Raw genomic sequence first — 26,545 nt, forward strand, 5'->3', positions numbered from 1 at the left:
AATACTACTTACTGTCCGACTTATTTTACGCCGCTGCCTTATAGGTATAAACGGTATAAGGAAAGATAAAATGCGCTACAAACCAGGAAATCAGTGACGCAATAACAATTGGAATAAATAGAATATAATTGTCCGCGATGGCGCAAACGAGAAAAATAGAGGTAAGCGGCGCATGTATACTTCCACTCAAAACAGCGGCCATACCGATTACGATGAAGTTCAGCGGAATAAGCCCCAGGTTAAAAAAGTAGTTCAAGGTTAAGGCGGTGATCAGTCCTAAAAACGCACCGATAAACAAACTGGGTGCAAATACCCCTCCGTCCCCACCGGCGCCGAGCGTGATCGAAGTCGCTATGGGTTTAAGAAACAACACAATGACAAATGGCAAAAGCAGGTATAGACTTTCAGGATCCGCAACCGAAGTCAGATTTTTGATACCCGAATAACCTTCTCCATATAAACTTGGAAAAAAGAAAAGCATCGTCGAAATAATCAGCGAACCCGACAATATTTTGATGTAATCATTGCCCAGGGAGCCAAAAAATTTCTTGAAAAACAATACACTTTTAGTGAGAAAAACCGAGTTAAAACCGGCCAGAACACCCAGCAAAATAAAATACGGGAAGGCTTCATTATGCCATTCCGTTATATTAAAAGTGAAAACCTTTTCGTAGAAAAAATATTTGGTCAGTACATAAGAAGTCAGGATGGCCGTAACCAGTGAAGCCAGGTGCGTTTTTTTCCGCCTTTTTGTAAAAACCTCGAAGGCAAACATGAAACCGGCAATAGGCGCATTGAACAATGCTGTAACACCCGCAGCCAAACCGGCACAAACCAGATCGGTCCGGTACTTGTTCAGATGATTTACTTTATGACTGGACAATGCGCCGATGGACGCCGTTGCCACCACCGTAGAAACCTCGATACCGGTCGAACCGCCGAAAATCACTGTCAAAAATCCATTGAAATAATGGGAAGGAATCTTGTATGCAGGTAAAGTTTTTCCATCCCTGGTGATCGCATCGATTACTTCCTTGATACCCTTGTTGGGTTTGTTACGAAACAGAAAATGCCGTAAAATATGAATGGTCGTAAAACCGATAAACGGCAGCAGGAAAATCAGATACTTGTTCTCTTTAAGCCGGTGTACAAAGTCGTGTTCATAATGTTCTGTAATAACTTTTAACGTGTCGGCAATCAAAGCTGAAAAAACACCGATAATCGCGGCGGCTCCCAACACAGCCATTGTCCTCCTGGCTTTTTTCAGCCGGTAAGAAGACGTTGTACTTGTAGTCATAAATTCTGAATCTTGTAAATCAATTTATTAAGCAATGCGGCGGATTTATCTGTATCTGCGTTTCCAGATTTTGTACCACAGTTTATTTTTAGGATAGGTCCGGTGAGAAGTCATATTATTAACGACCAAAGCAACAAGTAACAATATAAGTACGCCCGATAAAACCGGACTTAATACATAAAGGTATCCAAGACTGGTAACTTTCTCGGATCCGATGTTGGCAATCAGTGCCGTAGCGCCGCCCGGAGGGTGCAGGGTTTTGGTCATCTGCATCGCCACAATCGACAGAGAAACCGCAAAAGCAGAGGAAAGCCAGACTTCATTGGGAATGATATAATGAACCGTGACGCCTACAAAAGCACAAATCACGTGCCCTCCAACCAGATTTCTCGGCTGTGCAAGGGGACTGTTAACAATACCATAAATCAACACAGACGAAGCGCCAAAGGAACCGATCAGAAAAAGATTATCGGTGTGTGAGAAGTTTTCCTTGTTTAATAAACCGATTAAAGCGATACCCGCAAATGAGCCCAGAAAAGTCCAGAAGTGATCTTTAAAATCAATTAATGTCTCCTTGTAAATAACATAACGCGCCAGTCTCGCGTGTTTTCTTAATCGTTTTCTCAAAACCGATACAAATTATTTTGCAAAATCTATTAAATAGAACCACGTTCCCAAATTTATGGTTCGGCACGGTTTCTACAAAATTTTATAATCTGTCCGCCGACTGTCCATAAGTGGAAATTTTATTCTGTTCAGGTATCGTTTTTGTCAAACTTAAAGCGGATATTGGAAGCATAGAATTAGTCACTGTTTACCGTTTTGCATGAATTACCTTGATGAGTTTAGAAAATTTATTTCCAGCCATTATCTCTACACGGGCGTCAGGCTCACGTTGGGAGCCGTAATTCCGTGCCTGATATTTCATCACTACGGCGTATTAAGTGATTTCATTGCCTTTCCACTTGGAACCTTACTGATCGGCACCACGGATAACCCGGGTCCCCTGCATCGCAGAAGAAATTCGCTGACGATCGCCATCGTAACCTGTTTCCTTGTAGCCTGCGCTACGGGTTATCTGCGACATATCCATTTCATCGCCTTCATTGAAATTATTCTTTTCGGGATGTTTTTCTCGTTGGTCGGGGTCTATGGCAACCGGGCAAACAGCATCGGGCTGATCGCATTGCTCGTTTTTGTGTTCAATGTCGATAACCACATGAGCGGCGATACTGTCCTGAAAAATGCCCTGATTTTCTCAGCGGGTGGAATCTGGTACCTTATTCTTTTCCTTGTCCTTCAAAAAATCCGTCCTTACAAACTGATCCAGCAGCTGCTTGGCGAAAACTTCGTGGAGCTCGGCAAACTGCTTTCTGTCAAAGCCGGTTATTATTTTGCAAAACCGGACTACGACGAGCTGTTTAACCAGATGATTCATCAGCAGGTTATCCTGCGGGAAAACCATGAAACCTTACGGGAAATTTTGTTCAAAACCCGTCAGATCGTAACGGAGTCTACCAATACCAGCCGGATTCTGATGCTGATGTTTCTGGACAGCGTCGATTTGATGGAGCGCATTATCAATTCGCAGCAAAATTATTCCAACCTGCACCGCGCTTTTGACCATACCAAAATCCTCCGGCTGTTTGGCACCTATATCACCTGGCTAGCCGCCGAACTCCAGCACATCGGGCTGGCTGTACAAAGTGGTTTTCCTTCCAAACCCAAACACGATCTTGACGAAGCTTTCAACAAATGTCAGCGGACTTTTGACAGTATCCGGGAACGAACGATGACGCATGATAACATCGAGGATTTTATCATGTTGCGCCAGATTCTGAACAGCTTACAGGACATTACCGAGCGTGTAAAAAAACTGCACCGGGCCACCAGGTACGACTCAGACCTTGGCAATGAATATAACCTGAATGTTGAAATTGACGATTTCACAACCAAGCAAGAATATCATCCAAGAATTTTACTGGATAACCTTTCGCTGAAATCCAGTCATTTCCGACATGCTCTCCGGATTACGATCGGTTTGATCATCGGTTTTCTGGTTTCCCTTTTCTTTAGTGTTGGCCACGGTTACTGGATTTTACTGACGATCGTAACCATCATGAAACCTGCTTTCAGTATCACCAAACAGCGGAATCTCTACCGGATCGCCGGTACAATGGTCGGCGCATTTGCCGGTTTTATGACTTTGTATTTGATCAAGGATGATACCATCATCTTCATCATTATGATGCTGGCGATGATTTCGGCATACAGTTTTCTTAAGATCAATTATTTCATTGCTTCCATCGGCATCACGCTCTATGTGCTGCTCTGGTTTAATTTTTTAAATCCTGAGCACATCACCGCGGTGTTGCAGGACCGCGTTATTGATACCGTGATCGGTTCTATTATCTCTTATTTTGTTTCGGCTTATGTACTGCCCGTCTGGGAACACACGCAAATTAACCAGTACATGCGGGCGGCGCTTGATGCAAACCGGAAATATTTTGACAATGTTTCGTTGATTTTCACGGGTGCCTCACTGGACATTCATGAGCTTAAACTTCACAGAAAAGAGGCGATCATTGCAATGGCAAACTTGTCAGATAACTTTCAGCGAATGCTTTCGGAACCTAAAAAGCAGCAGGTCAAAATGGAAGAACATCACCAGTTTGTGGCTACAAGCCATATGCTTACTTCCTACATTGCATCCCTGTCGACCTATGCCCAGACGGTTGGACAAACCTATTTTTCAGAAGAATTCAAACCCATGGTACGACAGATAGACCGGCAGTTTGAATCGGCAATGCAGGTACTGGATAAAAAGGAAAATGCAGGATTGGAGATTATAAAAGAATCCCTTCCTCAAAACCAGAAGCTGATACAGCTCTTATCGGTCCGGAAGAAGGAAATCAAAGAAATGGGTATTGAAAAATCGGCACAGTCACCGGCCAGAAAAGCATTGTCGGACCTTAAAACCATCAATGGCCTGTTCGAGCTAATCAGCACGATCACCATCGATGAGATCAAGATCCTGCACAAAATTGCTGACGGGAAGGCCTGATCAGGCCGGTTGTAATTGCGGAACTTCTTCTTTGCTGCGTTTTGAATGCAGCATCAAAACCAGTGAAACCAGCACCCCGCCCAAAGCCATACTGGCACCAACCCATTCAGGCGAATTGTAACCCAGACCGGCTGCAATAGGCAGACCGCCGAGATAGGCACCGAGCGCGTTGCCAATATTAAAACTGGCCTGGCTAACCGAAGCGGCCAGCATTTCGGCGCCTTTGGCCGTGTTGATCATCAGCATTTGCAGCGGCGAGAGCATTGCAAAAGCCACTGCCCCGGTAATAAATGTTGAAATCAGTGTCAGGATTTGATTATGTGATACAAAATATACCATGGTCAATGAAAGCACCATGGCCAGCAGCAAAGCCGCAGAGGTATAAAGCGGCGAGAACTTATCGGCCAGCCTTCCGCCAATAAAATTACCCACAACCATGCCCAGCCCGGCCAAAACCAGAATGTACATAATGGAATCATCATTAAATCCGGCAACTTCTGTCAGCAAAGGAGCGATGTAGCTATACCATGAAAAAAATCCGCCCGTGCCGATGGCAATAACCAGCACGATCAGCCAGGCATCAAGACGTGTAAAAAATTTCAGTTCACTCAGCAAACCTTTGGTATTGGTTACCGAAAGCGCTGGCATCCACAGTTTAATGCTTGTGGTTGTCAGTAAACCGATGATACCAACGATCATGAAAGTGATGCGCCAGCTGATATGATGCCCGATGAAAGTCCCCAGCGGCACGCCGATTAAATTGGCAATTGTTAATCCTGCAAACATCAGAGAAACCGACCTTGCTTCTTTTCCCTGATCAGCAAGTCTGCCGGCTACAACCGCACCTACCCCGAAAAAGGCACCGTGGGGCAAACCCGAGAAGAAGCGGGATATCAACAGCATTTCATAACTCGGAGCAAATGCCGATAACGTATTGAAAACAGTAAAAAGGCACATTAAAACCAGCAAAATAGTTTTTGGCGGCTTACTTCCGGTAAACCCGATTAATAACGGCGCTCCCACCACCACACCCAGTGCATAGGCAGACACCAAATGACCGGCCTCGGGAATTGTTATCTGCAAAGATTTAGCGATATCCGGTAAAATACCCATGATCACAAATTCCGTCATACCGATACCAAAACCACCCAGGGTTAATGTCAAAATACTCTTTTTCATTTCAATCTTCAATTACAAATACTACTGCCGCGAATCTTGGTTTTGTTAAAATTAATCAAACTACATTCAGGATGGTTTATCCTGGTCTGGCCTGATTAACCTCAAAGGGTCACAGCATAAACAGTTTCTTTCAATTTGTAACGCGTCAGGTTTAAAATGTGTTCAATTTGAAAATTTGAGGGAATTCGCTCAGCGAAAATTCATTTAAACATTTGAAGAACAGAAAGGATTTATCTGATCCGGTGTGCAGTCATTACAAAAAGTGTTAACAAACGATTAATAAACCGACATTGCATTTATTCTAAAAAATTGGAAAAATATAATTTTATAGTCATTAATGAATGAATCGGGGTGAAGATTATGCCGCCGCGCCGATTTGTCTTACTTTTGAAGAAAATTTCGTTACCAATCGTAAAAAAGTCGAAAACATGAATGAATTATCGGGCACAGAACGGAGAAATATTAATCCGGGACTTTCTGTTTCTATCGTTTTAAAACAGGATCAACGCACTGGTAAATTGACAAAAGGCATTGTAAAAGATATTCTGACGAGTGCTCCCAAACATACGCATGGCATCAAAGTGAGGCTGGCTACCGGTGAAGTTGGCCGTGTGAAAATTATCGGGTAACAGAAAACGCAAATTATGTTTAATCCTCGGATAAGCTTACTCATCGGTGTCATTGCAATCAGCATCTTTCCGGTGCTGGTCAAATGGGCTCCGGTATCGGGCATTTCCTCTGCATTTTACCGGATGGCTATTGCTGTGGTTTTTCTGTTACCTTATGTTCTTTTCAAAAAACAGCTGCAAAAACCAGAGGGATCGTTATGGCTTCCTATTTTCATATGCGGGATTTTATTTGGCAGCGACATTGCCATATGGAATCTTTCGATTCATTATTCCAACGCAACGCAGGCCACTTTACTTACCAACTTATCTCCGGTTTGGGTGGGTATCGGCTCGGCCATTTTCCTGAACGACCGCCCCGCCAGGCAATTCTGGATCGGGACAATTGTTGCACTGGCCGGCATGGTCATTCTGATGGGGCTGGATACTTTCACCCGGATGCAGTTTGACAAAGGTTTTCTGATGGCCGTCACGTCGGGTTTGCTCTATGCCAGCTATATGATCGTCAGCAAAAGGGTACTTAACCGGATCAATATTGTCAGTTTCATGACGTACAGTATGGCTATTTCCAGTGTCTACCTGTTGATCATCTGCCTCCTGACGCAACAGCCGCTATGGCATTTTACGCCAACGATTTGGGGTGTGTTAAGCATTCAAGGACTGATTTGTCAGCTTCTGGGCTGGCTCACGATCAGTTATGCCGTTCAAAAACTTGACGCGCAACGGGTATCATTAAGCCTTCTTAGCCAATCGATTGTAACGGGACTTCTGGCGTGGATTTTCATTCACGAGAAAGTTTCCTTTCAGATGATCGTCGGAGGCATCATCATCCTGATCGGCATCGGGATTACCTTTATGAAGAAAAAAGTCTCCTGATCGTTTTCACAATGCTACCAGTGTTTTAAACGAGTATATTCCCGAATAAGCGTCTTTATTACATTTATTCTTTTCCTAAAAAAGATTTAATAAGGCGTGTAATGAAAAGCAACCCGTTGATAATGCTGGCTTATTTTTTAATGTTGAATACGGCACTTTTTGCACAAAAAGCTCCGGTGCCGATTCAACAAAGCGATACCAGTGCCTGGTGGAAAAAGAATAATCTCCGCGTCATCCAGACCAATTTACCCGCTTATGAAGCCGCGACACTTCATCCGGATTCTCTGCTAAAAGACCTCGAAAACTTTTCGGCCAATACGCTGCTGATCAACGCGGGCGGCATTATGGCTTTTTACCCTTCTGATCTGGATTTTCACTACCGGAACCCTTTTCTGAAAAATAACAATATGCTAGCTGATGTTGTCAGGAAATGTCACGAAAAAGGCATTCGTGTGATCGTCCGTTTTGATTTCAGCCGGGTTCAGGAAAGTATTTTCAAGGCCCATCCCGACTGGTGTTATATTTCTCCGAAAGGCGAACGGATTATCAATACCGACATGTACGTGGTTTCGATAAACGCGCCCTACGTACAGGAAAAAGCTTTTCGCATCATCGAAGAAGTTATTGACAAATTCCCGATCGACGGTATTTTTTTAAATATGCCCGGTTATCAGGTCAACAATCCCTATGAAGGGAAGTACCATGGCATTGACCAGAACGACTATGACAAAAAACGCTTTGCCGAATACAGCAAGGGCCTGGCATTGCCTACGGAAGAGAATAAGGCAGATCCCTTGTTTCAAAAATATCTGGAATTTAAAAAATTCACCATTGAAGACTGGTCGCACCGGCTTAACACGCTGATTAAAAGCAAAAACAGCAAAATTGCGATTTGTACTTACATGGATAAGTATGTTGACATCATCCGTCATGAGTCGCAGAGCAGCACGGTATTGCCTTACTGGCCGTACACGGCTTCTGATAATGTTGGAAACGCTGTCAGCTCCTACCCCAACCACGTGATCAGCAACAGCAGCATCCAGCAGATTTCTTTCCAGTCGCGCTACAATGCCGTGGAGCCCGAAGAAGTCAGGATTCGTTTATACGAAAACATCGCCAACGGTTCGGGACTGGATATCAGCATGATGGGCGACATGCGCGGTTACGAGGACGAGCGAAATTACGAGGTTATCAAAGAGGTGTACGCACACCATAAAAAACATGAGCCTTATTTCGGGAAGTATAAGTCTGTTGCGAAAATTGCGGTAATAGCACCCGGCTCATGGCCAAGCGGTCCAACGATGCAGGAATACCGTGGTATTTTGCTGATGCTGAAAGAATCGCATATTCCTTTTGATATCATTGAAGACGCGCAGATCGGGAATCTGGAAGCGAAAGTGAAAAATTACCGCCTGATTATTTTGCCCGAAATTACGTATCTGAGCAAGGAATCGCTGCGCGTTCTCAAAGACGCCGTGAAACAGGGCACCAACCTGATTGCAACCAACAAGACTCTTTTCGATACGCCAGAAACGTTGCTTGACTTGTTTGGAGCGAAGATTGTAAACAATGAAAACGAAGGTAGCGGGAATTATCTGCAACCCGATAACAAATCCATTTTCAAGCGTTTTTCAAAACAGAAAATGCTGTTCTGGAAATTCAATCTCGGGCTTTATGATTTTAAGTCAGCTGACCAAACGCTCTTGCCTGTTTTATCCAAAGGAAGACCTGGTCCGCCGGAAATCATCGGAGGGCACGAACCGACCGGTTATTTTGCAGTTGGCATTAAAAACCACCCTAAAAGCAAGGCCGTTCTACTACCCGTTAACCTTGGCCGGCTTTATTATATGCATGGTTATGAGGAACATAAAAATATTCTTCTCGACCTGATTGACTATATCTATCCCGATGCGAATAAAATTATTCAAACCAATGCGCCGGCCAGAGTGGAAGTAATTCTTCAAAAATATACGAAAAACAACGGACAGCAAAACCTGTCGGCTGGTGAAAACGGGATGATCATGCACCTGGTTAACCTGACGGGTTTCAGCGGAAACACTTACTTTTCGCCACTTCCCGTACAGCAGCTAAAATTCAGGATTCAATCCGATTTCAAGCCATCCAAAATGTTTTCCATGGTAAATCAGCGCCCGGTTAATTTTACCTGGAAAGATGGGTTTCTGGAATTTAACCTTGATAAACTGAGAGCCTTCGATGGCATTGTTATCGACAAATGAGTTAAAATCTACGGGAATAGATTACACCTCGTTTTGCGAAAGTAAAATCCTGATTACAAAATAGTTTGATGACGTAAAGAAAGATTAACGTGGAAAGTAGATCACAAATGTGGCTCCAACGTCCGGCCGACCGATAGCCGTGATCAGCCCCTGATGGTTATCGACTATTTTCTTGCAGATTGCCAAACCGATTCCCGTTCCCTCGTATGAATTTTTACTATGTAGCCGCTGAAAGACCTGAAAAATCCGGTCGGTAAACTGGGGATCAAAACCGATTCCATTGTCTTCAAAGGAGATATACAGGTAGTTTTTATCCGGGTTTGCCTCCGGAACATTAATAAGATTCCCCATGATAAAGCCTGAGGTAATCCGCATTTCCGGACGAACGCCAGCTCGTACAAATTTCAAAAAGTTAGTGATCAGATTGGTAAACAACTGCTCAAACTGGTAAACAATTACATGAAGTTCAGGCAAATCCGTGGCAATGATCGTCGCACCTTTTTGCTGGATGCTTTCCTGCAATTGCTCAGTGACATTATTCAACAGACGATTCAGATCTGTCAGCTCAAAGTTGCGCTCTACGGCATTTGCCCTTGAAAAAGCGAGCAAGTCAACGATCAGCTGCTGCATCCTCGTCGATGAAGCCTGCATCCGGTTGAAATAGTCCCTACCCCGATCCGATAGATTCTCCTTCTCAGTCTCCATGATCCGGGTGGAAAAAGTCTGTATTTTCCTAAGCGGCTCCTGCAAATCGTGACTGGCGACGTAGGCAAACTGTCCCAGCTCAATATTGGTTTTAACAAGCTCATCATTAATCACCGTGAGCTCCCTTGTACGCTGCTGAACTTTGGATTCCAACTCGTCAATAAACAGCTTACTGTCATGGATATCAGTACCCGTCCCAACCCACATCTGAATAACCCCCTGTGCGTCTTTCTGCGGGATAGCGCGGCTTAACTGCCAGCGATATGTTCCGTCAGCATTACGAAAGCGATGTTCGCAGATGAAATCATATCCTGTTGCAACTGCCTTTTTCCAAAGACGAATCGTCATTTCCCTATCATCCGGGTGGACGAGTTGCAGCCAACCGTCCTTTTCAAGCTGGTCATAGGTCAGCCCGGAATAGTTAAAAACCGACTGGTTATAATAATTCAGATTACCTTCCGTATCACCGGTCCAGATAAACTGCGGCATGGAATCAGCAAGCGTCCTGAATTTACCCTCACTTGTGCGCAGGGCAAACTCGGCCATTTTCCTGTCCGTGATATCAATTACCACGTTCAAAGCTCCGGTGATATTTCCACTGCTATCCAGGATCGGTTTCGGATTTTCTATCACGTGACGGATATTTCCATCCGGCCATTTGACATAGGCCTCTACATTCAGCGCACGTTTTTCCTTTAAAGCCAGACCCATTGGACAGTTTTCCCGGGAAAGAAGTACGCCATCCAGCGTGTACAGCTCATAAGCCCCACACCATAACTCTTTCCCAAGCTCGGGCACCCGTCCCCACAATTTTGCCGCGGCTTCATTGAAAAGATTGATCAAGCCTTTTTCATCTACCGTATAAACTGCCACCGGCAAAGCCTGAATCAGATCACGATACCGCTTTTCGCTTTCTTCGATAATTCGCTCCGCCCGTTTTTGCTGGGTAATGTCCATCATCGTTCCTAGCATCCGCAACGGCTTATGGTCCTGATCAAAAATAATTTTCCCTTGTGTTCTGATCCAATGCTCCGATTGGTCGGGATGAATAACCCGTGCCTCATAAAAATAAGTACCGGTCTTTAAGGCAGCTTCAAAAGCCTTTTCAACAATATTCACCCGGTCGTCAGGATGAACCTGATCTCTTAAAGCCTGATGCGTAAGAATTTTGGACTCGTCCTGACCAAATAATTGGTTAAGTCGTGGTGTGTAAACAATTTGTCGGTTTTCAAGATTAAGATCCCAGGTCGCCAGCTGCGTACCCTCTGTGGCGAGGCTTAGCCGCTCTGCCGAGTCGTTAATAAGCAACCTGGCCTCAACTTTTTCCGTTACGTCATTGACAGAAACCAGTACGCCTCTTACGGCTCCTTCCAGATCAAACATGGGCGCATACTGGAAATCCAGGTAGTATTTTTTGGTACCTTCTTTGCTCTCCACATAGGCAATTGCCTCATTTTCCTTATGCGTAACGCCCCGGGTATATACCTCATGTAATATTTCAGGAAATTTCTGATTTGTCAGTTCCGGGAAAACATCCAGAAGTTTCCGACCCTGTACCTCGTGCAATTCTCTTTTCCACAAATCGCGGAGCATGGTTTCATTGGCAATTGTAATCACCATATCTTCCCCTTCAAAAACCGCTTTCGCAAAAGGCGACTGCGTCACAAGGTTACGAAACTGATTTTCACTTTGCTGCAATGCATGTTTAGCCCTGACCTGCTGCGTTACCTCTGTTGCCACTACGATGATACCGCTGATTGAAAGATCCGTTTCCAGAAGCGGCTGATAAACAAAGTTGAAAAAGGCTTGCTGTCCACGGCCTGCGCGAACGAGCGTCACTTCAAACTCATTACCGTAATAGGGAATGCCGGTTTGCAGGACACCATCCATAATTGGTTTTACAGCGGTTTCGACCTCCGGTAAAGAGTCAAACAAAGGCCTGCCTACAATCTCAGATTCCAGCCGGTCGACGATCTGAAGATAAGTATCATTGGCCATCTCCACAATCAACTGCGGGCCCCTAAGAATGGTCATACCCACCGGCGCTTGCATCATGGTGTTACGAAACCTGCTTTCGCTATCCTCTACCTTTTTTCTCACCTCGTTGGCTTTGTCCATTTCCGTCCTGATGCGCTCATCCAGCGTCAGCAGCGTATCGTGCAGTTGCAGCAGCTCCTTGTAGTTAATGGTCAGCTCATTGCCGATTGGTTTTTGCCCTTCGTTACCGGATTTCAGTTTAAGTTCTACTACCGAAAGCAGCGTCATCAGATTGCTGGAAATTAGTTCGATCGTGGCAAGCCCCTCCCTCGCTTTTTCTATATCGCCCTGTTTGTAGAACCGAACAAGCTCAAACGCATATCGATGCAGTTTCTCATGTACTTTTTCCAGATCCTGCATCTCCGGAACATGTCCGTATTTTTCAAGTGCATAACTGTAAATCCACTGCCCAACCGCACACTCACGATGATCCACGACCGACTTTTCGTCGATCGCAATACCGTATAAAATAGATCTCAGATTGGTTTTAAATAAAAGGTGCTTTGCCTTGGCTCTCTCAAAATCCAGTTCGAGTAAATCCATACTTCAATCCTATTTTCCCACTAAATGAATAAGCTATAAATACCTACTGGCATTCAGCCAATGGCGAGATTCTAAAATTGAAAATAAAAATTTTCTTTAAAAGTATTCAAACTATTTTTTGTCCAGTCAATTGCAAGGATCTGCTGGATGGCCATTTTCAATTTAGGAAAAGAGCCCGGTTTTTTAATAAAATAGTTGGCTCCCTGCGCATAAAGACGGTCAATCGCCTCTTCTTCTCCTGTTGTTGAAAAAATAACCACGGGTATATCTTTCAGGCTTTGCGTATTTCGAATTTCTGCCAGACATTCAAAACCATTTTTCTTCGGCATATTGAGGTCAAGAAATATAACATCAGGCGGCGGAGGGACAAGTTTACCTAAAATTGTCATCAGCTCAACTCCGTCATTGGCCATAGTAAGCTCTGTCGAAGCACTTACTTCTCTCAATGCGTCTTCGAACAAAAGGCAATCGTCCTCGTCGTCGTCAGCCAGGAATATATATTTTCTTGCACCTTCATTCATAATAGGAGTATTTAGTTCTTTCTTAACGTCGAGTTTATCTTTCGCCTGACAAGTTACTAATCATCAGTTTGAATGAACAACAAATGGTACGGAAATGTGCGTGTTTTGAAATAAAAAATATCAGGAATTAAGTATTAACGATTGTCAATACAACTTTATTTCGAACATATTCGAATTTGAGCATTGATAAACAGATCGTTACCAAAACACGCAGCTACGAAAAATAACTGATCTGCCCTGCCCGAAAACCTGTCTTAATACTCTCCCTCTACCAGCTCTTTCTTTTTCTTGGCCTGATGTAAACGGTAATTCAGTGTCAGGTTTATTTGTCTTAATCGTCCCTGCGAGCTGGTCGTAGTGTAAAAGTTCGCCCCTTCCAATATGGACCTGTATTTACGTGAATTGAAGACATCTGTTATGCTTAGCGTCAGTGTTCCGTTGTTTTTTAAAATGTCGCGGCTTGCGGCGATATCCAACGTCGCCAGGGACTTGCGTCTTCCCTGCGGGGTTTGCTGAGGCGCTTCATAATTTCCACGCAGCTGCAAATCCGTATTTTTCCATAATGTAAATCGCGACGTCGCGCGAACAAACCAGCTATATGTGTCACTTTTGAAACTCTCGTCCAGTCCGGTGCCATTGGTTATCGCACGGAAAAAGTTCAAGCTTCCATCCATTTTCCACCACTGATAAAAGGAATAAGAGCTTGTAAACTCAGCCCCGTAAGAATTTTCAGTCCCCAGATTTTCAGGTTTTGTATAAGAATTCCCATTTTCCTCAACCCTGCGGATACTTATGATTTTACCATTGGTATGACGGTAATAAATCGAAGAACTGATTGAGCCCTTTTCCACGTACTTAATATGCCCGAACTCAAACGCATTCGTGAATTCAGGGTTAAGATCCGGGTTCCCGCTAAAATAATTTCTGTTATCGCTATAAGTCATGAAAGGACTCAAATCGTTATACTGCGGACGGCGGACACGTCTGCTGAAACTTAGCTGAAGGGCATGCTGGCGCGGTAAGTCGTAAGTGGCATGTACGCTGGGAAATAAATTGGCATATTTCCTTTTGTTAATCTCATTGGTCTGTTTCAAAGTCGTCGTCACACCCGTCCATTCTGCACGCAAACCAACCTGATAGGAAAATTTATTGGTTTTATTTCCTACAATTCCATAAGCCGCGTTGATATTTTCTTCATATAAAAAGTCGTTGGTAAGCCCTGGAATAGGACTAAAACTTCCATCATCATTTTTCTGCGTGACCGTATAATCGTTGGTCATATCTCTCGAACTGCTTCGGGCACCCGCTTCCAGTTTTCCGCTTTTGCCAAAAGGATGCACATAATCAACCTGGAACAAAAGTTGTTTCTCAGTTTCATAGTTAACCGCGCGCTGCAAAGTCGGCGGCACATCCGAAGCACTGCCATCGGGCTTAAAAGATTTCTCGTTGTAATACTGATCCGAGTCTTCCCAGTTGTCCAGATACCGGACATCTGCCGTCAGTTCCTGTCCTTTTCTTTTGAAAGTCTTCTTATAGTTTAATGCATATTCCGAATTCGGCTCCGTTTCGGTTTCGTCCTGCGTACGATAGGTTGTACTTTGAAGATTGCTTAAATTCGATAAATAGTCACGGTAATTAATCTCAGAAAACCTTTTTCCTTTGCTCAGACGATAGGTATAAGACCCGGTTAGTACATTTTGATCATTAAAATAATAATCGATCCCGGCACGTGCGCTGTTGTTCTGTCCTTTCAGACGACTTTCCATTTCTTTTAGTGTTATGAAAGTCGAATCGTTGCGGAAAAGCTGCTGGTTTTGAGAATTTCTTCCTGGTGTATTACGGTAAGAAACGGTATAATTCACAAAGAAATTCAGGTTTTTTCTACGGTAATTAACATTCGCCGCAGCGCCAAAATTCGTGGGATGTCCGGTGATGATATCAAAAGAACCATTAAATCCTTCTTTCCTTTCTTTCTTCAAAACGATATTGATAATCCCTCCCATACCCTCTGCTTCATATCGTGCAGACGGATTTGTAATGATCTCAACACGCTCAATCATACTGCCTTGCAACTGCTGCAAACCGCTGCCTCCTTTCAGACTTACGAGTCCGGAAGGTTTACCGTCAATTAATATACGCACATTATTACTACCTCGCAGGCTTACATTCCCTTCCACATCCACCGCTACGGACGGAATATTGGTCAGGATATCTACCCCTGTTCCACCAGCATTTGCCAGATCTTTTCCCACATTAAATACTTTTTTATCCAATGAGAGCTCCATTGTGCTCTTCTCACCCTGCACCACCACTTCATTCAGCGTTTTTGCAGAGGCAGTCAGTTTAATCGTACCGATATGCAATGGCGAATTTTTTGAAGACACCGTCACGCCAGAAGTTTTGTGCGCATTGTATCCGATAAATTCCGACAGTGCATAATAATTTCCCGCGTTTACCTCAATAACAAAGGCCCCCGTTTCATCCGTAATTGCTCCGGTAATAAAAGTGCTGTCCGAAACATTAAACAAACGGACGCTGGCATAACCTAAACCAGAACTGTTTTGATTATCCGTCACTTTTCCGGTTACGGATAACTTGTTGGCTGTTTGCGAAAATGAACTGTAAGAAGTAATAATCAATAGTGTGAAAACTATGGATACACTGAACCGCCGGTTTAACCGGTTATATCTTTTTGCAAAAAAATTCTCTTCCGGGCCTGCCATTGTTTGTAACGATCGATTCATTTAAATACTCAATAGGGGTTTGTATGCTTATGTTTCTACTAAAACCCACAAAACCACTGGATTTACTCTGAATATTTATGGAGAATACCCCAATATTCTGATAAAGCCATACCTGCGCATATCCCGGCCTGTTTTATTTTGCATCTTTCAATGTTTCAAAGTAATCCAACTTTGTTTGGGGTAAACCTAAGTTCCTATATTTGACCTGTTAATTCCTTCAAACCCACAAAATGAAAGATTATGTTACAAAATGATGCTTCTGTATTAGGCCTGTTGCTGGTCATTCTGGCCATGGTATTTTACACAGCGTCGCTTCCGCAAAAAGGCTGGCAAAAGTTTTATTCCGTGTTCCCGCCTTTGCTGTTGTGTTATTTTATTCCTGGTCTTCTCAATTCCTTTGGCATCATCAATGGCGCCGGTTCTCAGCTTTACCCGGTTGTCTCCCGTTATCTTTTACCCGCTTGCCTGGTCCTTTTCACACTTGGAATGGACTGGAAACAATTGGCTAAACTGGGACCGCCGGCCATTATTCTGATGTTGGTTGGCTCATTCAGCATTATTATCGGCGGGCCCATTGCACTTTTCATTGTCGGGAAGATAAGTCCTGAAACGGTTGCCGGCGAAGGCCCGGACGCCATATGGAGAGGGCTTGCGACCATTGCCGGAAGCTGGATTGGCGGCGGTGCTAATCAAACAGCGCTTCGGGAAGTTTTTAAACCAAGCGACAGGTTATTCTCCCAAATTGTGGCGGTCGATGTAATTACTGCTGAACTGTGGATGGCCGTTTTGATTTACGGAGCTGGTTTTGCCACAAAAATTGATCATTTCCTAAAAGCAGACAGCAGCCAGATCGACGAAGTAAAAAATCATCTGGAAGAATTTCAGCAGACCAACCAACGTATCCCTGCCACGCGCGACTACATTTATCTGAGTGCTGTGGGACTGGGCGCGACAGGATTTGCGCATTGGCTGGCAGAAAAAATAACACCCTATTTGGCTGAACATTACCCGGCTCTCGAAAAATATAGTCTTACTTCCACTTTTTTCTGGATAACCGGACTGGTCACACTGATGGGAATAATATTTTCGCTAACGCCGCTGAGAAAACTTGAAAATGTCGGAGCATCAAAACTTGGAAGTGTATTCCTGTATATACTGGTCGCGACCATCGGGATGCAAATGGATCTGGGCTCGATTGCCGATAATCCGGGACTTTTTGCCATAGGGGCGATCTGGATGCTGGTTCATGCAGGAACGATTGTGCTAGTCGCACGGTGGCTGAAAATTCCCTACTTCTTCCTGGCAGTGTCCAGCCAGGCTAATGTGGGTGGGTCGGCATCCGCATCGGTGGTCGCTGCGGCTTTTCATCCTTCCCTTGCCTCGGTTGGAATAATATTGGCAATTCTGGGATACGCCATTGGGACTTATGGAGGCTATCTTTCTGCACTTATGATGCAGTGGGTTAGCGAAATGTAGGATTTGAAAGTTTAGGCGTGTAATTTTGTCAGCCTATATAATTAATTTCATGAAGAACATTCGTAATTTTTGCATCATTGCCCATATTGACCACGGAAAAAGCACCCTGGCAGATCGTTTACTGGAATTTACCAAAACGGTATCCAACCGCGACATGCAGGCTCAGCTCCTTGACAATATGGATCTGGAACGCGAACGCGGCATCACGATCAAGAGCCACGCAATCCAGATGACTTATCTTTACAAAGGGGAAGAATACACACTGAACCTTATTGATACGCCGGGACACGTCGATTTTTCTTACGAAGTTTCCCGTTCTATTGCCGCTTGTGAAGGTGCACTACTGCTTGTAGACGCGTCACAAGGGACAGAAGCGCAGACAATTTCCAACTTATATCTTGCGATAAACCATAACCTTACAATCATTCCCGTACTTAACAAAGTGGATTTACCAGGTGCAAGGCCTGAGGAAATCAAGGACGAGATGGTTGATCTTTTGGGTTGCGACCGTGATGACATCATCCCGGCCAGTGGAAAGGAAGGCATTGGTATCAAAGAAATCCTGGACGCCATTATTGAAAGAGTTCCCGCACCAGTTGGTGATCCGGAAGCTCCCTTACAAGCACTTATCTTCGACTCGGTGTTTAACTCGTACCGTGGTATTGAGGTAATTTTCCGTATTAAAAACGGAAGTATCAAAAAAGGTGATAAAGTAAAGTTCATGAACACCGGTAAGGAATATATTGCCGATGAAATTGGAACACTTGGCCTTGTTCAGATACCAAAACAAGTGGTTGAATGCGGTGATGTAGGTTATCTTATCTCAGGTATCAAGGTTGCCAAAGAAGTAAAAGTAGGTGATACGATCACGCATTTGCATCGTCAGGCGTCTGAGTCCATCGTTGGGTTCTCGGAAGTAAAACCGATGGTATTTGCAGGTATTTACCCAGTTGATACCACCGAATTTGAAGAACTCCGTGACGCCATGGAAAAGCTTCAGTTGAATGACGCAGCCCTGGTTTGGGAACCTGAAACATCTGCCGCGCTTGGCTTTGGTTTCCGTTGCGGTTTCCTTGGCATGCTCCATATGGAAATTGTTCAGGAGCGTCTGGAACGTGAATTTGACATGACCGTTATTACCACCGTTCCGTCGGTTCAGTTCAGAATTACCAATACAAAAGATCAGTTGATCAACATTAGTGCGCCTTCTGAAATGCCGGAGCCTAACTTAATCAACTGGATTGAAGAGCCTTATATCAATGCACAGATTATCACAAAATCTGACTACATCGGCCCGATCCTTACGCTTTGTATGGACAAACGCGGCATGCTGAAAAATCAGGTTTACCTGACAGCTGAACGTGTAGAGCTTCAATTCAGATTGCCGCTTGCAGAAGTGGTGTTTGACTTCTTTGATAAACTGAAAACGATTTCCAAAGGATATGCTTCTCTGGATTACGATCTGGCAGGATACGAAGAATCGGACATGGTAAAACTTGACGTAATGCTTAATGGTGAGCCGGTTGACGCTTTGTCGGCCATCGTTCACAGAACAAAAGCTTACGAATGGGGTAAAAAACTTTGCGAAAAATTGCGCGAGCTGATCCCAAGACAAATGTTTGAAATCGCGATCCAGGCTGCTATCGGACAGAAAATCATTGCCCGTGAAACCGTGAAGGCGATGCGTAAAGACGTATTGGCAAAATGTTACGGTGGTGATATTTCCCGTAAGCGTAAATTGCTTGAAAAGCAGAAAAAAGGAAAGAAAAGAATGCGTCAGGTTGGTAACGTAGAAATACCTCAGGAAGCATTTATGGCTGTATTAAAGATTAATTAAATTGAATACAGCGTTATAATTTAATAACAAAAGAAAGTGCTTCGTAAGCCTTTTGTTGTAAATTTGACTCGAATCTATTTGTAATACCCAAGAAACTAAAATACGACAAATACCGATATGGCAGAAGTAATCCGTATGCCCAAGATGAGCGACACCATGGAAGAAGGTGTTATTGCAGAATGGCACAAACAAGTTGGTGATGTAATCAAATCCGGTGAAATTATAGCCGAAGTCGAGACCGACAAAGCTACTATGGATCTTGAATCGTATTATGATGGTACTCTTCTTTATATAGGCGTAAAAAAAGGCGATGCTGTTCCTATTGACGGGATTATGGCTATCGTTGGTGAAAAAGGCGAAGATTATAAATCATTACTGGAAGAAGGTGGTGGAAACGGAAAAGCGGAGGCAAAAGAAGAAGCCAAAGCTGCACCGGTAGAAACTCCTGCACCAGCGGCTGAAAAACCTGCTGCTGCACCAGCAAAATCTACTGAAAAAATTAATGCTGCCGTAGTTCGTATGCCAAAAATGAGCGATACGATGGAGGAAGGAACTTTGGTTTCCTGGCAGAAAAAAGTGGGTGATAAAGTAAAATCAGGAGATATTCTGGCCGAAGTTGAAACCGACAAAGCCACAATGGAACTTGAAGCATACGAAGATGGTACTTTGCTTTATGTAGGTATCAAAGAAGGCGAAGCAGTTCCTGTTGACGGAATTATCGCAGTGATCGGTGAAGAAGGATCTAACGTTGAAGCCTTGCTAGCCCGTGAAAACGGCGAAGCTGAGCCAGAAGCGGCACCGGCTGCCAAGGAGACTGCACCAGAAGCAGCTGCTGAAAAACCAACTTCGGTTGCTGATTCAGGAGACCGTATCAAAGCTTCTCCTCTTGCACGTCGTCTTGCTGACGAAAAAGGAATCAACATCAATCAGGTGGCAGGAAGCGGTGACAATGGCCGTATCGTGAAACGTGATGTGGATGAGTTCAAACCAGCTGCCAAAACAGAAGCTGCACCGGCTGCGAAAGCTGCTGAATCGGCACCTGCGAAACCAGAAGCTCAGGCAGCAGCTGCACCGGCAAACGGCGATTTCGTTGACACACCGGTTTCACAAATGCGTAAAACGATTGCACGTCGTTTGAGTGATAGCTTGTTTACTGCACCGCATTTCTATGTAACGATGGAAATTGTGATGGACAAAGCAATGGCATTACGTCCGCAATTGAATGAAGTTAGCCCTGCTAAAATTTCTTTCAACGACTTCGTAATCAAAGCTTGTGCAATTGCATTGAAACAACATCCTGCTGTTAACTCTGCATGGTTGGGAGATAAAATCAGAAAATACAATTATGTAAATATCGGTGTTGCCGTTGCGGTTGACGAAGGACTTTTAGTGCCTGTAATCCGTGATGCTGACAAGAAAAATCTTTCTACTATTTCGTCAGAAGTAAAAGATTTTGCCGGTAAAGCAAAAGATAAAAAATTGCAGCCTAAGGATTGGGAAGGAAATACATTCTCGATTTCAAACCTGGGTATGTTTGGTGTGGACGAATTCACAGCGATCATCAACCCACCAGATTCTTGTATTTTGGCGATTGGTGGCATTAAGAAAGTAGCAGCCTTCAAAGAAGATGGTACTGTATACCCAACCAACATCATGAAAGTTACCCTTTCTGCTGATCACCGTGTTGTGGACGGAGCACTTGCCGCTCAGTTCCTGAATACCGTGAAGAAGCTGTTGGAAGAGCCGATGAGCATGTTGGTTTAAAGTATTAATTATAATCACACACACTATGGAATCAGAAGACCGCTTAAATCAGATCGAGCCACTTATTGCCAAAATAAGTAGAAGGTTAGACGAAATGGATGGAAGGTTAGATGAAATAGCCGGAGTATTAGGCAAAATTGTTGAAAAATTAGATGTAATAACTGAAAGATTAGATCGAAAAACAGATGGAATGGGTGTAAAGATGGGTACTGATTCTGCTGAAATAAAGAGAAGACTTATTGAAAATGAGAACTCTAGGCAGGAACTCCAATCCATCTTAAACTTCCTGCAAAACAATAACTAGTTTTTCGAAATGATTTCAATTTAAAAATACAATAATGTCAAAAGTGTCAGGTTTTACAACCTGGCACTTTTGTTTTAATAACAGAATAAATTTTTCTGCGGTGTAAGCAGACAACCATTCAGAATTCATAACGAGAATATGGAAAAAATACATGCAACCACCGTGCTTGGTGTACTTCACAATGGTACTGTATCACTCGGTGCGGACGGACAGGCGACAATGGGAAATACCGTTGCCAAGAGTAACGTAAAAAAAATACGTACACTGATGGGTGGCAAAATCCTGGTAGGATTTGCGGGATCAACAGCTGACGCCTTTACCCTTCTTGAACGCTTTGAAGAGAAATTAAACGCCTATGGAGGCAATATGAAACGTGCCGCCATCGAACTTGCAAAAGACTGGCGCACGGACCGGTATCTGAGAAAACTGGAAGCGATGATGATCACGGCGAATAAAGAAGAAATTCTGGTGATATCCGGAACAGGTGATGTGCTCGAACCTGAAAACGGAATAGCAGCTATCGGTTCTGGTGGAAATTTTGCTTTGTCCGCAGCGCAGGCTTTGAAAAAACACGCCACGCATCTGACAGCAGAAGAAATGGTTCGCGAGGGGCTAACGGTTGCTGCCGATTTGTGTATTTATACCAATCATAATCTGGTTATTGAGAAAATCGCTCAATAGCAAAACGTAAAACGGGTGAGGTGTTTTTGACTCACATCACCCGTTTTACGTCATTTCAGCAGTTTTTCAATCTTGTAATAGTCAATACCTTCCTTTACAAAGACCTCTGAAAATTTCTCAAAACCTACCCTTTCGTAAAAATGTAAGGCATCTGCCCGGGCATCACACCAGATTCTTTTAAAACCGGCTTCCCTGGCATAATCCATCACGAACAATATCATTTTTTTCCCAAGACCCTGATTCTGAAATTCAGGCAGGGTGGCAAATTTTCGAAAACGGATGCTTTCCCCTTCACCGAACAGCGAGATAATCGTTACCAGTTGGGCGTTCTGATACAATCCAAAATGAACTCCTGTTTCATCTCCTTCTACTTTGACAAATTCAAAGGGTTTGTCAGGCCATAACACAACATGCCGGATTGGCAGTATCTCATCCAGAGCAGCTTTTTTGATTTCAATTTGCATAAAACTATTATAACTCAGCCAGCAATGTCATTAGCCTCACCAGCTCTTCCGACACGGTCCGGCTGCTTTCCTGTTGATATTTATTTGCGATCATGGCGAAACTAAGCACCATGCCGGATTTGGTCGTTACATAACCTGCATAAGCTCTCGTACCTTCAATAGAGCCGCTTTTTGCATGAATATTTCCTGCCGCCTTCGTTCCCTTCCCCAAATTCCTGACGGTTCCGTTAAGACCTAAAACGGCAATACTCTTATAAAAATCAGGATAGGAAGCCTCCTTGGTGGCAAGGCTCAAAATATCGGTGAGGTTATGGGTCGTAATAGATCCCGACGGTGATAGTCCGCTTCCATCTTTGATAAAAAAACCTCTCATGTCAGCCTTTCTGTTCAACCAGTAATTGGTTACGGCCTTGGCCGCATCGTCATAATCAGATCTGCCTTCCAGTTGTTTCCCCGCTTTTTTAAGAAATGCGTCAGCATATAAATTCACACTCCAATAATTAGCCTGCTGACAAATATCTCTCAATGGCGGTGATTTGTACTCATCCAGTACTTTCTTACCCGTCGGAATCAGCGAAGTCGCTGTTCCTTTTAAAGCACCTGGCTCGGAAATAAAGGCGATGGTTCCGGATAGACCTTGTTTTAAGGCGTACGCTGCGTACATCGCCGGATCCGGAATAGATCCCTTCACTGAAAAACTCACGACACCTCTGGGCACGGTTCCGGTCAATATAACCTGATTGCTCAAAGGATTTCCATACACAACCGTTTTATCCCCTGAACCTCGTTCGCCGGTCGTCACACGATTGGTAAAAACCAGGTACGGTATGGCCGGTTCAATACCCAGCAAACTCGTCGGATCGCCTTCCTCAACGCCAGGTTTAAATTTAATCCGGTACTGGTTATCGTTAAAATTAAGCCCTGAAACGCCCGCGCCGTAATAATTCCCCAGATCACCCCAGATCCAGCTGTCTGCCAACGTATTGCTGTCGAAATAAGACGCATCAGCCAGAACATCTCCTTTGATATATTTAATCCCCAGTTTCTGAATTGCAGCCGTCCACCGGCTTATCAGCTGCGTACTGCCCGGATAATCCTTAAAACGATCGCTGCCCAAGGAAGGATCCCCCGCTCCGCGGATATATATGTTACCGACAAGCGTATCTTTTTTGATCAAACCATCATATTCCAGAAAGGTCTGATATCTGAAATCACCTCCCAGGACAGAAAGAATTGTTGCGGTACTTACCAGTTTGAGTATAGATGCCGATGGCAGAGACTTTTCAGGATTAATCGCAAAAATAGTTTTCTTGTCGGCCACGGATTTTACGCTCACAGACAGTGTCCCGTTCCTGATCAGCTCGCTGTTTTGGAGCTCAAGCACGGCATCGCTAAAACCCGTTAATGCCAAACTATCAATGGATTGAGCCTTTATCTCATGCAGGATCAGCATACAGAAAAAGGTAAATATTAATTTCATAAATCTTTATTTGGTCTGGGTCGGTTAAAAAAAAGAAGCATTCTCATGCTAAACTATATAGACTTCGGCAATTCTACGCCTCTTTTTTGATACTTTTGTAGTTAAATGTTTAAGTTAAGTTGATTATATTCCGCAACAATTGCCGTGATTACATAAGCATTATTTTGCTGCTCACGTTTTTACTTTAACTTAATCTTTTTGATTGACCATTAAGATTCGAAATAATATTGTTTTTTCTCACATAGAGGAAGATCATAATATAGATATTCACGGTATTACATAACACATGAAATTGACATTTTGGGGAGCCGCCCAGCAAGTTACCGGCAGTATGTTTCTACTGGAAACAGACGACTACCGGATCTTGATCGATTGCGGCTCGGACTTTGATTTAGACGAAAAAGACAGAAGAACGCGCTATGATGAACAAAAAAGTGTTTTCCCTTTTGATGCAAGCCTAATCAATACAGTGCTGCTTACGCACGCACATATCGATCACTCCGGCAACATTCCCAACTTATTTAAAGAAGGTTTTGAAGGAAGAGTTGTTTGTACAGAACCCACACTTGCCCTTACTTCCCTACTCTTAAAAGATGCAGCAAACCTGCATCAGAAAAGGCTGAATGCCCAAAACGGCTCTTCCAATAAAAAGCGAGGCAGAAAAAAGAAGGATGTTCCCCGGGATTATTTCGTGGAAAAAAATGTGATTGAGGCACTGGATAATTTTGTTCCGGTTTCTTTTGGCCAGCGTTACCGGATCGCCGATCACGTTTCGATTACATTTTATGCAGCCGGGCACTTACTTGGCGCGGCACATATCGTGGTTGAAGTTACTGAAAACGGAGAAAAAAAACGGATCTGTTTTTCAGGAGACATTGGCAGAAGCAACTATCCGCTGCTGATTGACCCGCAGGAAGTGCCTCAGGTCGATTATCTGGTTTGTGAGTCGACCTACGGAAATCGCCTGCATGAGGATACCACCTCTCCTGCAACCGCCCTTGCCGATGTGATCAAACGTACCTGTGTCGACATTCCGGGAAGGCTTATTATCCCTTCTTTCAGCGTTGGGCGGACACAGGCTTTACTGTATACGCTAAACAAAATTTACGCCGATCATGCTTTCCCTAACCTGAAAGTATTTTCTGATAGCCCGCTTGCGCATAGCAGCACAAAAGTGTATCAGCGTTATGTGAGGCTTTTGAATAAAGAAGCCAGAAACTTTCATGCTGATAACGACATTCTTTTTGATTTTGACAACCTGATCTATCTGGAAAGTTCGGATGCCAGTCGTGCCGTATCCAACTACAATGAACCCTGCATTATCATTTCTTCGTCGGGAATGGTACAGGGCGGACGCGTTGAACAACACGTGGAGGCCAACATCGGCAACCCGTACGCAACCATTCTGATGATCGGTTATGCGTCCGAAGGAACCCTGGGATGGAGGCTTTTAAACGGGCAGGATAGTATTTCGATTCGTGGAAACAAGCTGCCTGTCTTGGCTAATATTGAAAAAATTGACGTATTTAGCGGCCACGGAGATCAAAATGACCTGATCCGGTTTGTAAAAATGCAGGATCCTGAGAAATTAAAGGCTGTCTTTTTGGTTCACGGTGAACAACAAAGCATGTCTGATTTTCAAAATAAAATTAATGAAATTGGCTACAATACGGTAGAAATACCGTTAAGGGGACGCTCCTATGAACTTTAGTCCGGGCCACAAAGAAGAAATATAACATGAGAACATACCTTGATTTTGAAAAACCAATGGCCGAGCTAGAACGTAAGCTCGAAGAGATGAAGGCATTAGCGCAACAAAATAATGTTGATGTTTCTGATGCCATTTCCCTGCTGGAAAACAATATTACTGAACTTCGTAAGGAAATTTTCGGAAAGCTTACCAGCTGGCAGCGTGTCCAGCTTTCGCGCCATCCGGACCGCCCTTATACACTGGACTATATCCAGTTAATCTGTGATGAATTCATCGAGCTTCACGGCGACCGCCAGGTACGCGATGATCCTGCCATGATTGGCGGACTTGCCAACATCGACGGACAGACTTTCATGCTTATTGGTCAGCAGAAAGGCCGCAATACCAAGCAGCGTCAGCACCGCAACTTCGGGATGCCAAATCCGGAAGGGTACCGCAAAGCATTGCGCCTGATGAAGATGGCGGAAAAATTCAATATTCCAATCGTTACGTTGGTGGATACGCCGGGTGCATTTCCCGGAATGGAAGCGGAGGAACGCGGACAAGGTGAAGCCATTGCACGCAATATCAAAGAGATGTTCCTGCTTAAAGTACCCGTTATCTGTATCGTTATCGGAGAAGGTGCTTCCGGTGGGGCAATTGGTATTGCCATCGGTGACCGTGTTTTGATGTTGGAAAACACCTGGTATTCGGTAATTTCTCCTGAAAACTGCTCAACTATCTTATGGCGCAGCTGGGATTTCAAAGAACAGGCTGCCGAGGCGATGAAGATCACCGCCAAGGATATGAAAAACAATAAACTGATCGACGGCATTGTTCCTGAGCCACTTGGCGGAGCACATCTGGATCACGCATGGATGGCTGCCGAACTGAAGAAAACCATCCTGAGTAATTTTAAAGAAATTTCTTCTATCTCTCCCCAGAAAAGAATTGATCAGCGTATTGATAAATTCTGTGCAATGGGTGTGGTTGTAGAATAATCAAGCTTATAGCCGTTCC

At 43.9% G+C, this 26,545-nt stretch carries 19 protein-coding genes; 11 read left to right on the top strand and 8 right to left on the bottom strand.

Annotated features, from left to right (window positions below; translation table 11 throughout):
• Nucleotides 1-25 precede the first annotated feature (25 nt).
• Nucleotides 26-1,297 (bottom strand): chloride channel protein, encoded by a 1,272-nt coding sequence (locus tag M1L62_RS02350; RefSeq protein ID WP_254411395.1) that lies wholly within the window; start codon nt 1,295-1,297, stop codon nt 26-28.
• 45 nt (nt 1,298-1,342) lie between these two features.
• Nucleotides 1,343-1,924, bottom strand: coding sequence for an HPP family protein (locus M1L62_RS02355; protein WP_254411396.1), 582 nt, complete (start codon nt 1,922-1,924; stop codon nt 1,343-1,345).
• Nucleotides 1,925-2,123: 199 nt separating this feature from the next.
• Between M1L62_RS02355 and M1L62_RS02360 the strand changes: the two genes are divergently transcribed.
• Entirely contained in the window at nt 2,124-4,361 is a 2,238-nt protein-coding gene (locus M1L62_RS02360; protein ID WP_254411397.1) for an FUSC family protein, read from the top strand.
• On the opposite strand, the gene M1L62_RS02365 is transcribed toward M1L62_RS02360, so the two are convergent.
• Nucleotides 4,362-5,540 carry an MFS transporter gene (locus M1L62_RS02365; protein ID WP_254411398.1) on the bottom strand — a complete coding sequence of 393 codons (1,179 nt, stop codon included), beginning with the start codon at nt 5,538-5,540 and terminating at the stop codon, nt 4,362-4,364.
• A gap of 428 nt (nt 5,541-5,968) precedes the next feature.
• Here M1L62_RS02365 and M1L62_RS02370 point away from each other — a divergent pair, with 428 nt between their 5' ends.
• From M1L62_RS02370 to M1L62_RS02380, 3 genes are all read left to right on the top strand, one after another.
• Nucleotides 5,969-6,169, top strand: coding sequence for a YwbE family protein (locus tag M1L62_RS02370; RefSeq protein WP_254412058.1), 201 nt, complete (start codon nt 5,969-5,971; stop codon nt 6,167-6,169).
• Nucleotides 6,170-6,184: 15 nt separating this feature from the next.
• Nucleotides 6,185-7,042 carry a DMT family transporter gene (locus M1L62_RS02375; RefSeq protein WP_254411399.1) on the top strand — a complete coding sequence of 286 codons (858 nt, stop codon included), beginning with the start codon at nt 6,185-6,187 and terminating at the stop codon, nt 7,040-7,042.
• A gap of 101 nt (nt 7,043-7,143) precedes the next feature.
• Nucleotides 7,144-9,279, top strand: a complete 2,136-nt coding sequence (locus M1L62_RS02380; protein WP_254411400.1) for an alpha-amylase family protein — start codon at nt 7,144-7,146, stop codon at nt 9,277-9,279.
• Between the two features lie 84 nt (nt 9,280-9,363).
• Here M1L62_RS02380 and M1L62_RS02385 read toward each other — a convergent pair whose 3' ends face one another.
• The 3 genes from M1L62_RS02385 to M1L62_RS02395 form a co-directional block, all read right to left on the bottom strand.
• Nucleotides 9,364-12,564: a PAS domain S-box protein gene (locus tag M1L62_RS02385; RefSeq protein WP_254411401.1), complete on the bottom strand. Its 3,201-nt coding sequence runs from the start codon at nt 12,562-12,564 to the stop codon at nt 9,364-9,366.
• Nucleotides 12,565-12,635: 71 nt separating this feature from the next.
• Nucleotides 12,636-13,085, bottom strand: a complete 450-nt coding sequence (locus M1L62_RS02390; protein ID WP_254411402.1) for a response regulator — start codon at nt 13,083-13,085, stop codon at nt 12,636-12,638.
• A 254-nt stretch (nt 13,086-13,339) separates the two neighbouring features.
• Nucleotides 13,340-15,829 carry a TonB-dependent receptor gene (locus M1L62_RS02395; RefSeq protein ID WP_254411403.1) on the bottom strand — a complete coding sequence of 830 codons (2,490 nt, stop codon included), beginning with the start codon at nt 15,827-15,829 and terminating at the stop codon, nt 13,340-13,342.
• A gap of 240 nt (nt 15,830-16,069) precedes the next feature.
• Between M1L62_RS02395 and M1L62_RS02400 the strand changes: the two genes are divergently transcribed.
• From M1L62_RS02400 to hslV, 5 genes are all read left to right on the top strand, one after another.
• Nucleotides 16,070-17,305 carry a DUF819 family protein gene (locus tag M1L62_RS02400; protein WP_254411404.1) on the top strand — a complete coding sequence of 412 codons (1,236 nt, stop codon included), beginning with the start codon at nt 16,070-16,072 and terminating at the stop codon, nt 17,303-17,305.
• A gap of 49 nt (nt 17,306-17,354) precedes the next feature.
• A complete protein-coding gene (gene lepA, locus M1L62_RS02405; RefSeq protein WP_254411405.1) occupies nt 17,355-19,142 on the top strand; it encodes a translation elongation factor 4 in 1,788 nt (595 codons plus the stop codon).
• Between the two features lie 117 nt (nt 19,143-19,259).
• Nucleotides 19,260-20,906, top strand: coding sequence for a pyruvate dehydrogenase complex dihydrolipoamide acetyltransferase (locus M1L62_RS02410; RefSeq protein WP_254411406.1), 1,647 nt, complete (start codon nt 19,260-19,262; stop codon nt 20,904-20,906).
• Between the two features lie 25 nt (nt 20,907-20,931).
• Nucleotides 20,932-21,210, top strand: a complete 279-nt coding sequence (locus M1L62_RS02415) for a hypothetical protein (RefSeq protein ID WP_254411407.1) — start codon at nt 20,932-20,934, stop codon at nt 21,208-21,210.
• Between the two features lie 138 nt (nt 21,211-21,348).
• Complete coding sequence (hslV, locus tag M1L62_RS02420) at nt 21,349-21,891, top strand: ATP-dependent protease subunit HslV (protein ID WP_254411408.1); 543 nt, start codon at nt 21,349-21,351, stop codon at nt 21,889-21,891.
• Nucleotides 21,892-21,941: 50 nt separating this feature from the next.
• On the opposite strand, the gene M1L62_RS02425 is transcribed toward hslV, so the two are convergent.
• Together M1L62_RS02425 and dacB are read right to left on the bottom strand one after the other, a co-directional pair.
• On the bottom strand, nt 21,942-22,355 hold the full coding sequence (locus M1L62_RS02425; RefSeq protein WP_254411409.1) for a GNAT family N-acetyltransferase: 414 nt from the start codon (nt 22,353-22,355) through the stop codon (nt 21,942-21,944).
• Nucleotides 22,356-22,362: 7 nt separating this feature from the next.
• The gene (gene dacB / locus M1L62_RS02430) at nt 22,363-23,835 is read right to left on the bottom strand and encodes a D-alanyl-D-alanine carboxypeptidase/D-alanyl-D-alanine endopeptidase (RefSeq protein ID WP_254411410.1); all 1,473 of its coding nucleotides are present in this window, start codon (nt 23,833-23,835) and stop codon (nt 22,363-22,365) included.
• Nucleotides 23,836-24,121: 286 nt separating this feature from the next.
• Here dacB and M1L62_RS02435 point away from each other — a divergent pair, with 286 nt between their 5' ends.
• The gene (locus M1L62_RS02435) at nt 24,122-25,546 is read left to right on the top strand and encodes an MBL fold metallo-hydrolase RNA specificity domain-containing protein (RefSeq protein WP_254411411.1); all 1,425 of its coding nucleotides are present in this window, start codon (nt 24,122-24,124) and stop codon (nt 25,544-25,546) included.
• Between the two features lie 26 nt (nt 25,547-25,572).
• Complete coding sequence (locus tag M1L62_RS02440) at nt 25,573-26,526, top strand: acetyl-CoA carboxylase carboxyltransferase subunit alpha (protein WP_254411412.1); 954 nt, start codon at nt 25,573-25,575, stop codon at nt 26,524-26,526.
• Nucleotides 26,527-26,545: the final 19 nt, after the last annotated feature.

Origin of the sequence: Dyadobacter diqingensis (assembly GCF_024220585.1) — a bacterium.
Taxonomy (GTDB): domain Bacteria; phylum Bacteroidota; class Bacteroidia; order Cytophagales; family Spirosomataceae; genus Dyadobacter; species Dyadobacter diqingensis.

What these genes read in the sequence shown, in the direction of transcription:
- dacB (WP_254411410.1), bottom strand. Translation starts at nt 23,835, where the DNA reads ATGAAATTAATATTTACCTTTTTCTGTATGCTGATCCTGCATGAGATA.
- M1L62_RS02400 (WP_254411404.1), top strand. Translation starts at nt 16,070, where the DNA reads ATGTTACAAAATGATGCTTCTGTATTAGGCCTGTTGCTGGTCATTCTG.
- M1L62_RS02415 (WP_254411407.1), top strand. Translation starts at nt 20,932, where the DNA reads ATGGAATCAGAAGACCGCTTAAATCAGATCGAGCCACTTATTGCCAAA.
- M1L62_RS02350 (WP_254411395.1), bottom strand. Translation starts at nt 1,297, where the DNA reads ATGACTACAAGTACAACGTCTTCTTACCGGCTGAAAAAAGCCAGGAGG.
- M1L62_RS02365 (WP_254411398.1), bottom strand. Translation starts at nt 5,540, where the DNA reads ATGAAAAAGAGTATTTTGACATTAACCCTGGGTGGTTTTGGTATCGGT.
- lepA (WP_254411405.1), top strand. Translation starts at nt 17,355, where the DNA reads ATGAAGAACATTCGTAATTTTTGCATCATTGCCCATATTGACCACGGA.
- M1L62_RS02375 (WP_254411399.1), top strand. Translation starts at nt 6,185, where the DNA reads ATGTTTAATCCTCGGATAAGCTTACTCATCGGTGTCATTGCAATCAGC.
- M1L62_RS02390 (WP_254411402.1), bottom strand. Translation starts at nt 13,085, where the DNA reads ATGAATGAAGGTGCAAGAAAATATATATTCCTGGCTGACGACGACGAG.
- M1L62_RS02360 (WP_254411397.1), top strand. Translation starts at nt 2,124, where the DNA reads ATGAATTACCTTGATGAGTTTAGAAAATTTATTTCCAGCCATTATCTC.
- M1L62_RS02395 (WP_254411403.1), bottom strand. Translation starts at nt 15,829, where the DNA reads ATGAATCGATCGTTACAAACAATGGCAGGCCCGGAAGAGAATTTTTTT.
- hslV (WP_254411408.1), top strand. Translation starts at nt 21,349, where the DNA reads ATGGAAAAAATACATGCAACCACCGTGCTTGGTGTACTTCACAATGGT.
- M1L62_RS02435 (WP_254411411.1), top strand. Translation starts at nt 24,122, where the DNA reads ATGAAATTGACATTTTGGGGAGCCGCCCAGCAAGTTACCGGCAGTATG.
- M1L62_RS02440 (WP_254411412.1), top strand. Translation starts at nt 25,573, where the DNA reads ATGAGAACATACCTTGATTTTGAAAAACCAATGGCCGAGCTAGAACGT.
- M1L62_RS02380 (WP_254411400.1), top strand. Translation starts at nt 7,144, where the DNA reads ATGAAAAGCAACCCGTTGATAATGCTGGCTTATTTTTTAATGTTGAAT.
- M1L62_RS02370 (WP_254412058.1), top strand. Translation starts at nt 5,969, where the DNA reads ATGAATGAATTATCGGGCACAGAACGGAGAAATATTAATCCGGGACTT.
- M1L62_RS02425 (WP_254411409.1), bottom strand. Translation starts at nt 22,355, where the DNA reads ATGCAAATTGAAATCAAAAAAGCTGCTCTGGATGAGATACTGCCAATC.
- M1L62_RS02385 (WP_254411401.1), bottom strand. Translation starts at nt 12,564, where the DNA reads ATGGATTTACTCGAACTGGATTTTGAGAGAGCCAAGGCAAAGCACCTT.
- M1L62_RS02410 (WP_254411406.1), top strand. Translation starts at nt 19,260, where the DNA reads ATGGCAGAAGTAATCCGTATGCCCAAGATGAGCGACACCATGGAAGAA.